General features: G+C 39.7%; 10 protein-coding genes. All 10 read right to left on the bottom strand.

Going from position 1 to position 9,783, the window contains the following annotated elements; all coding sequences use genetic code 11:
• Positions 1 to 180 precede the first annotated feature (180 nt).
• The 10 genes from QVH07_RS17575 to QVH07_RS17530 all read right to left on the bottom strand — a co-directional run bounded on the left by QVH07_RS17575 (position 181) and on the right by QVH07_RS17530 (position 9,782).
• On the bottom strand, positions 181 to 822 hold the full coding sequence (locus QVH07_RS17575) for a DUF6266 family protein (RefSeq protein WP_290003118.1): 642 nt from the start codon (positions 820 to 822) through the stop codon (positions 181 to 183).
• A gap of 178 nt (positions 823 to 1,000) precedes the next feature.
• Positions 1,001 to 1,435, bottom strand: a complete 435-nt coding sequence (locus QVH07_RS17570; protein ID WP_041934805.1) for a DUF6943 family protein — start codon at positions 1,433 to 1,435, stop codon at positions 1,001 to 1,003.
• A gap of 260 nt (positions 1,436 to 1,695) precedes the next feature.
• On the bottom strand, positions 1,696 to 1,914 hold the full coding sequence (locus tag QVH07_RS17565) for a GDCCVxC domain-containing (seleno)protein (protein WP_014022306.1): 219 nt from the start codon (positions 1,912 to 1,914) through the stop codon (positions 1,696 to 1,698).
• Complete coding sequence (gene merTP, locus QVH07_RS17560) at positions 1,911 to 2,519, bottom strand: mercuric transport protein MerTP (RefSeq protein WP_222583274.1); 609 nt, start codon at positions 2,517 to 2,519, stop codon at positions 1,911 to 1,913. Before merTP ends, QVH07_RS17565 begins: the two co-directional genes overlap by 4 nt.
• On the bottom strand, positions 2,516 to 2,884 hold the full coding sequence (locus QVH07_RS17555; protein ID WP_115869564.1) for an ArsR/SmtB family transcription factor: 369 nt from the start codon (positions 2,882 to 2,884) through the stop codon (positions 2,516 to 2,518). Before QVH07_RS17555 ends, merTP begins: the two co-directional genes overlap by 4 nt.
• 1,024 nt (positions 2,885 to 3,908) lie before the next feature.
• Complete coding sequence (locus tag QVH07_RS17550) at positions 3,909 to 4,706, bottom strand: cation efflux transmembrane domain-containing protein (protein WP_290003100.1); 798 nt, start codon at positions 4,704 to 4,706, stop codon at positions 3,909 to 3,911.
• A 23-nt stretch (positions 4,707 to 4,729) separates the two neighbouring features.
• Entirely contained in the window at positions 4,730 to 5,191 is a 462-nt protein-coding gene (locus QVH07_RS17545) for a heme-binding domain-containing protein (RefSeq protein ID WP_290003098.1), read from the bottom strand.
• Complete coding sequence (locus QVH07_RS17540; RefSeq protein ID WP_290003096.1) at positions 5,188 to 5,805, bottom strand: DUF3347 domain-containing protein; 618 nt, start codon at positions 5,803 to 5,805, stop codon at positions 5,188 to 5,190. Before QVH07_RS17540 ends, QVH07_RS17545 begins: the two co-directional genes overlap by 4 nt.
• Before the next feature lie 139 nt (positions 5,806 to 5,944).
• Positions 5,945 to 7,723, bottom strand: a complete 1,779-nt coding sequence (locus QVH07_RS17535; protein ID WP_290003094.1) for an efflux RND transporter periplasmic adaptor subunit — start codon at positions 7,721 to 7,723, stop codon at positions 5,945 to 5,947.
• A gap of 1 nt (position 7,724) precedes the next feature.
• Positions 7,725 to 9,782 (bottom strand): copper-translocating P-type ATPase, encoded by a 2,058-nt coding sequence (locus QVH07_RS17530; RefSeq protein ID WP_115869568.1) that lies wholly within the window; start codon positions 9,780 to 9,782, stop codon positions 7,725 to 7,727.
• Position 9,783: the final 1 nt, after the last annotated feature.

Here is a 9,783-nt window from a genome sequence, read left to right as displayed (position 1 = left end):
CCGATACAAAATATAATGTACGTTGATTATCAGGTAGTTACGTGCTTATAGGTACAAATAAGCAACAAAAACTATCGCTAAACAGCTAAATAAGGGATAAAGAAAGGAAAAATGGAGCGGAGCGGACATAAAAAAACCGCCTCACAAAGGAAGCGGTTTTTATCGAAAACACCAATCGCTTTACGCAACTGTTACAGAGCCTAAATAAGAGCTGTTAGCAACTTTAGTTCCGTCTTCTGATGCAAACCCTAAGAAGACTTCAACGTCTTCTCCTGAGTATTCAGAAGGCACTGGAATGGTTGCTGTACCAACTGATCTTGCTGGTCCCGCAGTTGTGAAAACTGCCTCACCTCTTGTGGTATTCAAAAGAGCAATCAGAGCTTTGTCCGTTGCTAAGGCACTACCACTTCCTGAATTGTCTGTCCAGGTCGCTTCTACGTTTCCAGCACTTGGAGAAGAAGCTGCACCATTCGCAGCACCAGTCAGGTTTCCTCTTGAAACCAATGCACTTGCATAGTCTACCATGAAGTTGGGATAAGCTCCTGTAATGGCATTATTCAGGTTGTATGACATGGCCGCATTGAATTGCGTCATCTTGTTGGCATATTGCTTAAAACCAACTCTAAGGAAGTCTGTCATTGGCTGCAAGAACTTCAATACAGTTGAGAACTTAGAACGCTGGTCAACCTGACCTTCAGTTCTTGGGTTCGCTACACTGGAAGGTTTGATTCTTAGGTAATCGATGCCCTTCCAAGTTCCACCGATTACATTCCCAACCTGTCCTGAGACACCACCGAGAATACCTTGATTAATTTTTCCCATCTTTTTACGATTTTTTAAGGGTTAAACATTTGCTTGGACTTGACACGGACTTACCATGGATTTGCCCTTCACCATCTAAAATACTACAAGAAACAGGCGAAGATTCATTCTTAGGTGCTGTTGCTTTGGTGTGCTTTATTTTGCCTTTGTTGCCCTGTTCTTTTGTCAGATCAAGAAGCTATCCTGCCCCTGTTTCCTTCATTAGGTTGTGGAATATTGACTGCCTGGCAGTATCTATCATTTTTAAGGTGAGCTTGATTTTTTGCTCGTTGACATCCAATAGTTTTAGTGCCTGAATCGACTTTTCAAATGCCTTCTCTTTGGTGCTTGCTTTGACTTCACTTTCTCTTATAACCTTTCGGATCTCGTCAATAGTTATGAATGGAATCACCGAGCCTTTCAAATAGAAATGGAATGACTTAGACCTCCACAGTCCGAAGCATAGCCAATACAGAAACTCTCTATCTGCCTCATTTTCCAAAAGACATACAAAGCAATTCGGGCAAGGTGTGCAAAGAGGTTTTCCACTGTTCAATCCTTTATTCAGGATAAAGAAATGGGGTTTGTTGTAGGTGGTTCCTAGTCTGTGTGTTTTCAAGCGAAACGATTTCATATAGCAAGCCATTAGAATTATGCTCGCTGCGCTTCGCACAGACATTTTCAAAAGAGAAAAGAAAAAAGGGAAAAAAAGAAAAGAGAAAGCTCTTGAAAAGGTGGGTGTGGCACGGTTGACAAGGTTTTTGGGAAAAATACTACCCGTAGGGTGGAGATTTTTATCAAAACCCGTAGGGCTTGACCTTGGCAATCCGGTTGTGCGGTGGGCATGTGCGAACCTACCTAACTTTGCTGCTCTCTTTATTTTGATTGTCTGATTTACCCACAACATGAACTTTTACCACCTTCTTGGATTGGTGGGCAAGCTACTGTACCATAAGAGCAATAAACGCAACAATCACCTTGTATGGGTTTAAGTACTTCTTTACAGTTTTCGCATTCATAGAAATACTGACATGCATCTGTTGGCATGGTTTCTTCTTTTTGATGTCCACACTTAGGACAAGTAATTGTTGATTTAAGAACTACTTCACTCATTTTGATTTGTTTACTGATTCTACTTTGTAACCTGTTTTGTCAACAGCCGATTTTACTTTCTCAATGTCTGTTTTAGATTCATCAAAAGTTACCACTGCATTCGCTTTTTCATAAGAAACCTCTAAACCAGAAATGCCAGGTAGTTTTCCAATTTCAAGTTTCACATGTTCTTCACATCCCGTGCAGGTCATTCCAGTAATTTTGATTTCGTAGGTTGATTCGAGATTGACATTATCTGATACTGATAGTTTGGTTTCAGGGTAAAAGGCATCCGAGTAATAAGGGAATGCAAGCATGATCGCTGCAAATACCGTCACTATACCAAGGAATTTCTTTGAATGCCAAAAAGAAGGTTTGTCCTCATCACAATTACAAGCAATTTCTTCCTCAGTTCTTGGTCTCAATTTCTGATACCATGCAAAAGCTAAAACGACTACAGTTATTCCAATCAACCAAGGTCGAAAAGGTTCTAACCAAGAAAATGTTGCGGCTACTCCGCTTGATCCTGCAAGTAGTGCCAACACTGGGGTAATGCAACAAAGTGATGCACTAATAGCGGTCAGTACACTTGTCATTACTAATGAGCTTGATTTCTTATTCGTCATATTGTTGATTCTTTTTCTGGTGTTAATAACCCTAATATTGGATTCAGTATGAGGTCGTTTGATTCGGAAATAGAGTAGAATATTGTTTGTCCTACTTTGTTTGTTTCAACCAGTCCCGCATCTTTTAGCTTTCTCAAATGCTGAGAAATGGCAGGAACTGTCATGCCCAGAATATCACTTAGATCACATGGACACATTTTGGATTCCTTGTCCAATAGAAACAGAATTTTTAGTCGTACCTCATTGCCAGCAAGGTTAAGTGCCCTTGCTATTCGGTTTACTGCATCACCTACTTTTTCAATGTCTTGCTTACACTGCTTGATCTGTTTTTCATCAGCATAAACTCTAATACATGTTTTGGTCATAATGAATCGTATTTAAGTGATTACTTAAATAAACGCAAAGAAAAGAAATTTAGTTTAATGTTTAAGCAAATACTTAAATACAAGAGTCATTGACATGCTTAAATGTAATTGCTGTGTGAACGCAGGTAAACTAAGGCGTAGCCATTTATGCGAGCCGCCTGCGAGTGGAGCAAGGGTGGTGGCTGCAAAAGCCCGAAGAATGAGGGCGGCAGACAGCTACCGTTTACGGCAGGGCTGGCGTGATTTTTTGCTTTAGGGTCGGGAAAGGCAAGGGTAGCGATTGAACGGAACGAAACGATTTGTTGGATGGAGTGGAGCAATTACTGGCGGTTATTAGTGGTGGAGTATTTGACATCATAATTAATCCACCAAATACTAATTGAAGGCATAACAGACGGATTGCGAAATGGAACTGTGTCGGCTCGTTGAGTGAAATGAATGAGCTACTCTTGTGTGGGGTGCTGAAAGTGGCTGAATGAAAGGAAAGAGGAACGAGTGACTGAAATGAAGCTACTGTAGGCATGGATTAACTGCAAAAAGCATGACAGCCCGATTAGCCCGCAGCGACCCGCAGGCGAGCAAAAACACATGCAGCGACAGACCCCCAATTTAATTCTTCTGTGAGTACAGCGAACACCTTATTGGGGTTTGGGGGGATGAAGTAGCTGCAAGTGAGGATTGAGAGTAGTGTGTGAAGCAAAACAAGTGAACGGCAGGTGGTGAGCACCTACTGGAGCACAAACCACCTGGTAAGTGAACGGTATATGCAAGGGCGACCGAAGGGAGTACATTTTACCCTTGCAGATATGTTTTTGCGGAACAAAACGGAACGATTGACGAACACCGCTTTACCTGCGTTGGGGTGTGCGTTGGGAAAAGCAAGTGTATGACTGAATGGATTGGAGTGCAACGGAAAGGAATGAAGGAGTGCTCTTGCTGTGTGGTGCAGGAAGTGGGTGAATGTAAAGAGTGAGGTACGAACGAATGCAATGAACCTACTGGAAGCACATGGGTGAGGGTGGGGTTATTTCGCTAATCTTAAAATCCTTGTTGCTCCTCTAAATACAATAATGAAAACAACAGAACCAATAACTAAGTCAGGTATTTTACTTTCAAAATAGTAGACTAAGCCTCCAGCCAAAATTACACCTAAATTGATGATAATATCATTGGAAGTAAAAATTGCAGAAGCTTGCATGTGTGCTTCTTTGCTCTTCGCCTTTTGAATCAGGTAAAGTGAAACGGAATTTGCCAAAAGAGCTAAAAAGGATATGATAATCATGTTTTGAAAAATCGGAATGCCATCAGATCCTACAAAACGTCTAATGACTTCCAATAAACCAAATAGAGCTAATGACATTTGAAAGTACCCACTTAGTTTAGCTACTTTCTTTTTACGAATTAATGTTTGACCTACTGCCAGTAAGCTTAATGCATACACTAACGAATCTGCTAGCATATCCAAAGAATCTGCCACCAACCCCATAGATTTAGAAATCAAGCCGAATAGCATTTCAAGAACAAAAAAGACAAAATTGATGATAAGAACAGCCCAAAGGATTTTTCGTTGTTTGCCTGTGTCTGTTTCTGCATCAATTACTACCTGTGATTGTGTGTTTGATATGAGTTTTGAACCTAATTTTAGTTCTGCTAATATCCTTTCAATTTCCGTAGTATTGCCAATGTGAAATATGGTTAGTTTCCTTTGAGGTATCTCAAATTCAAGTTGTTTGATTTCGTTTATTCCATCCAATTTCATCCGAATCATTTGTTCCTCAGAAGGGCAATCCATTTGTGATATTTTGAATACAGATTTTTCCATTATAAAAAACAAAGGTTTTTTTTTCACCTATCAATATCAACTAATATTGAATCAAAGTAACTAACCAAAAGAGTTTTTTTTAGCGAATCCAGTTTGGCTTCTGAATGAAGAAATAGGTAGGATGGCATTGGCATTTTATCGTTATCAATTTGACTTAGAATTGATTTTAGTTTTGTCCGTTTCATACGATTTGATAGAAGACCAAATTCTGATAGGTTTAATTCAGATTTTCCTTCTGAAATATGATTCTGTAAATGAAAGCCTATAGGTTGAACATTACTGTACCATGGGTATTTGGTTTGGTTGCTATGGCAATCATAACAGGATGCTCGGATAATATTTCCAATGACAATAGGGGACTCGTAATGCTCAATAAAATCAGCATTGGTAACTGGTTCTATTTCATTGCGTTGGACGGGGACAAATTGAATCCCCACCAACACAATTAAAACTATCCATAGAGATAATTTAAGCCATTTTTTCATTTCATTGAAATGGTTTCTTTCACCGAACCACAAGTCAGCATTTTACTGCCAAATAATGGATTTTTGATCTCTTGGGAGTCACTCAACCAATACCCTCCCTTATTTTTGTTGTACATCGGGCAATACTGTTGATAAAGTGTTCTGTCCGTTCCTGTGATTGCAAGCAAGTCCATGAAATCTTTTGCCATGCCTTCAAAATGCTCACGTTGATGAGCTATTTCGCTTTTTGCAATGTGTTCACCATGTTCTTTTACTACTTCCAATATTTCCTTAATCTCGGACTGCTTGGATGCTTCAAAAGTGTTAAGGTCTATACTTGAAGACGTTTCTGCAAGTTTTTGACCTGCGCTGGCAGCCGCTCTTGAATCGTCTTGAACCAGGGCATTTTTAATTACCAGGTATTGATCGATTAATTGAGAAATGGACTTATTTTCACTCGTTTCCACAACTGAACCATCTGACATTTCATCCTCTGCTTTATGATTCATGGCACTATGATCATGGACACCATTTCCATTTTCATGATCGGTAGATTTTTTATTGGCACATGCAATTAATGAAAATGAGATACCTGCTACTAAAGCGAGTGTTAAGATTGAATTTGATTTTTTCATTGTGTTAAAATTTAGAAGTTAAACATTTGAATTAGTGATAAGCCAAGAACGATGAAGGATATGATACCCCATATTATTCTGGAAGCCCATTTTTTAAATTTTGAGGGAGGTGCATTGTCTCCAGTTTTGCAACACTCTTTCATTTTATTGTTTTGGTGTTTTCGCCACAAGAAAGCATTGACTCTCCGAAATAAGGATTTTGAATTTCTTTATCCAGACTCAACCAATCTGCTCCTTTGTTAGAGTCTGCCATAGGGCAATTCTGAATATAAATAGCAGTGGATAATGGGGCAAAAGATTCTGCTATTGCAATCATTAAATTGGATATGCTGATGAACTTTCCTCTAATGGCTTTGATGTCACCGAGATGTTCAATATGCTGTAAACTAGGTTTTAATGCAGTGGATTGTTGCATCCATAAAGAGTGTGCATCTCCTTTAAAAAGGTTCATATCAATCTTTCCTAAGGAGTTGTTCATCGCCACGCCCGATGCTTTTGCTTTTTCAAAATCATCACTGGCCAATGCAATCTTCAATTTGAAGTAGTTGTCAAAAAGTGGTTGTAAAGACTTTTTGGCATCCTCTGATATTGTTGTTTTCTTAGATGAAACAGGCATTTTTTCCATATTTGAATTGGTATTTCCCCCATGGTTGTGGCCAGTCATGGCTACACCACCTTCCGGGTTCATCATACTTGGTTTGCCTGCTAATTGTGCTGCTGCATCAATACTGAAGGTACCATTGATTGCAATTTCTTCACCAGGCTGCAAGCCATCTTCAATCACATAACTTTCACCTAATTCTGGACCCAAAGTAACTTCTCGCATGATGAAACTTATACCTTGAGCTGACATTTGCATCACATAAACTACAGAGCGTTTGCCCGTCCACATTACAGCAGTTTTAGGGACAGTTAAGGATGTATAATTGGTATTGGTTTTTGCTTCTATCGTTCCAGTTGTGAACATTTCTGGTTTGAGCATTAAACCTTTGTTTGTTGCTTCAAGTCTTGCTTTTGCCACTCTGGTCTTTGGATCGATAACAGGATCGATGTAGCTAATTTTTCCTTTAAATGTTTTACCAGGTATTGATTGCACTGTGTATATCACCGCATCACCTTTGTTTATCCAAGTCATATCTGTCTCATACACATCAAAAAGCACCCATACTTTAGATAAGTCCGCTATTTCATATAAGGCTTCCCCTTGTTTGATATAGTCACCCAGATTGACCATTTTTTTAGTTACATATCCTGAAACATTGGCGAGAATTGGAAACTGTTCTATGGTCTTATTTGATTTGACTATCTGATCAATCTGTTTGTCTGAGAGTTTCCAGTTTTTCAATTTTTCTTTGGCAGCATTAAACAATGCAGGCTGTGTTTCTTTTATTTTTTTTGCTTCAAACAATTCTTCTTGTGCAGTCACCAATTCAGGGGAATACACATTTGCCAAAACCTGACCTGCCGACACAAATTCTCCTGTAAAATTGACTGAAAGCTTTTCAATCCTGCCTGGGATGTGTGAAGATTGGGTAGATAGCAAACGTTCATCTGCCTGTACTTTTCCATTTAGACGAATTGATTTATCAGCCTTACCCTTATTAACCACCATAGTTTGAATCTGTGCCAACTGCATGGCAGTTGGTGACATGCTCACTGCCATAGGGTCTAATTCACCATCTGTGGATTCCAAAGGAATCAAGTCCATACCACAAATAGGACAATCGCCTGATTCACTCTTCCTGATCTGTGGATGCATAGAGCATGTCCAAATTGTTTCGGAATCTGCCATTGCAGTATGGTTATGTTCATCCGTTTGGTTTTCATTGGATCTTCCGAAAATTATCCAGCCAAGTAGCAAGCCGATAGCCATTGTGCTTATGGCTATAATTACTGTTGTTTTATTTATATTTTTCATCTTAATTCTTGATTTGTCTTTTTAATAATTGTGCATTGAAAGCAACTATCACAGTGCTAAGGCTCATTAGAACCGCACCGATGGCAGGGCTGAGAATAATCCCAACACCTGCCAAAACACCAGCAGCTAAAGGAACGGCTACAATGTTGTAACCTGCTGCCCACCATAAGTTTTGCATCATTTTTTTGTAAGTAGCCGCACCGAAAAGAATCAAATTGGCAATGTCTTTCGGGTTACTGTTGACCAAAACAATATCAGCCGTTTCGGCTGCTACATCTGTGCCCGAACCAACGGCAATCCCCACATTAGCCTGTGCAAGAGCAGGGGCATCATTTACACCATCACCCGTCATGGCTACAAATTCACCTTTTTCCTGAAGCTCTTTAATGATGCGTTGTTTGTCTTCGGGGAGTACTTCTGCATAGAAGTTGTCCAAAGAGAGTTGCTGGCTAACTGCTTTTGCCACTTGCTGGTTATCACCTGTTGCCATGTAAACTTTTATACCTCTCTCTTTTAGCGTATTTATTGCTGATAAAGATTCTGGTCGAATTTCGTCTGCAAGGGCAATGTATCCTGCCAATGAATTGTCAATCAAAACAAATACTACCGTTTCATCCTCTGTTTTAAAAGCATCAGCTGGAGTGTCAAATCCCTGCTCTGTAAGCATTCCTGGACTAACAATTTTGATTTCCTGTCCTTTTAGGTTTGCCTTGATTCCTTTTCCTGTAATATTTTGGAAGTTCTCAGGCTCTTGTAAAGTCAAATCATTTGCTTTTGCCTTACGAACGATACCTGCCGCTATAGGATGCTCAGAACTATTTTCTATAGACGCAGCAATTTGAAGTAATTCATTGTCCGAGTAATTGTCTAAAGTACTTTTAAACCGTGTTACCCCAAATTCACCTTTGGTTAAAGTGCCTGTTTTGTCGAATATGATTGCGGTTAGTTTCCTTGCATTCTCAAATGCTGTTCGGTTTCTGATCAATAATCCATTTTTAGCAGAAACAGCCGTGGAAATGGCCACTACTAAAGGGACAGCTAAGCCCAAAGCATGAGGACATGAGATAATCATGACGGTTACCATACGTTCTAATGCATATTCAAAGTCTTTACCGAGGCTCAACCATACTACAAGTGTGGTCATACCTGCTCCTAAAGCGATGTAGAATAACCATGCAGCGGCTTTATCTGCCAGATTTTGGGTTTTGGATTTCGTTTCCTGAGCTTCTTTCACCATTTCTATCACCTTAGACAAGTAGGAATCTTTGCCCGTATGCTTCACTTTGATTTTTAAGGTGCCATTGTCATTGACCGAACCACCAATAACCTGATCATTTCTATGTTTGGTTACTGGTTTTGATTCCCCAGTAAGCATGGATTCATTTACATGACTTTCACCTTCCAATACGATACCATCAGCAGGGATTTTTTCGCCTGGTCTTACCAGTATGGTGTCATTGCCTTTTAAATTATCAATAGGCACATCTTCATGCTCCCCATCTTCTTTAATTCTGCGAGCGGTTGAAGGCATCATTTTGGCCAATTCCTGCAAGGCATTGGAAGCTCCCATAACGGATTTCATCTCTATCCAGTGGCCTAATAGCATGATGACGATTAAGCTGGCGAGTTCCCAAAAGAAGATTTTGCCACCAAGTCCAAATACTACAGCTGAACTGTAGAAATAGGCTACTGAAATAGCTAAAGCAATCAAAGTCATCATACCCGGAGCTTTCTTTTTTACTTCATCTGCGAGACCTTTTAGGAATGGCCAACCTCCATAAAAGAAAATAATGGATGAAAGCACGAATTGAACATATCGATCACCATTGAAGCGAAGTTCATAACCGATTAATCCCTGTATCATTGGTGCAAGCACTACGATAGGCAGGGTGATGACTAAAGAAATCCAAAAGCGTTTTTTGAAATCTTCAATCATGTGGGCATGATGTCCCTGGTGATGGTCATGAGATTCATGGCCATTATTATGATTACTATGGTCATGGTGTTCATGACTATGCTTGTGATCTTCGTTTGTATGATTATGATGTTTATTTTCCATG

Source organism: Algoriphagus sediminis, assembly GCF_030403435.1.
Lineage (GTDB): Bacteria > Bacteroidota > Bacteroidia > Cytophagales > Cyclobacteriaceae > Algoriphagus > Algoriphagus sediminis.
This window is presented reverse-complemented; position numbering and strand designations above follow the sequence as displayed.

Bases quoted from the DNA above. Each gene is read 5' to 3' on its own strand.
- QVH07_RS17545 (WP_290003098.1), bottom strand. From the start codon at position 5,191: ATGAAAAAATGGCTTAAATTATCTCTATGGATAGTTTTAATTGTGTTG.
- QVH07_RS17530 (WP_115869568.1), bottom strand. From the start codon at position 9,782: ATGGAAAATAAACATCATAATCATACAAACGAAGATCACAAGCATAGT.
- QVH07_RS17570 (WP_041934805.1), bottom strand. From the start codon at position 1,435: ATGAAATCGTTTCGCTTGAAAACACACAGACTAGGAACCACCTACAAC.
- QVH07_RS17555 (WP_115869564.1), bottom strand. From the start codon at position 2,884: ATGACCAAAACATGTATTAGAGTTTATGCTGATGAAAAACAGATCAAG.
- QVH07_RS17575 (WP_290003118.1), bottom strand. From the start codon at position 822: ATGGGAAAAATTAATCAAGGTATTCTCGGTGGTGTCTCAGGACAGGTT.
- QVH07_RS17565 (WP_014022306.1), bottom strand. From the start codon at position 1,914: ATGAGTGAAGTAGTTCTTAAATCAACAATTACTTGTCCTAAGTGTGGA.
- QVH07_RS17535 (WP_290003094.1), bottom strand. From the start codon at position 7,723: ATGAAAAATATAAATAAAACAACAGTAATTATAGCCATAAGCACAATG.
- QVH07_RS17540 (WP_290003096.1), bottom strand. From the start codon at position 5,805: ATGAAAAAATCAAATTCAATCTTAACACTCGCTTTAGTAGCAGGTATC.
- QVH07_RS17550 (WP_290003100.1), bottom strand. From the start codon at position 4,706: ATGGAAAAATCTGTATTCAAAATATCACAAATGGATTGCCCTTCTGAG.
- merTP (WP_222583274.1), bottom strand. From the start codon at position 2,519: ATGACGAATAAGAAATCAAGCTCATTAGTAATGACAAGTGTACTGACC.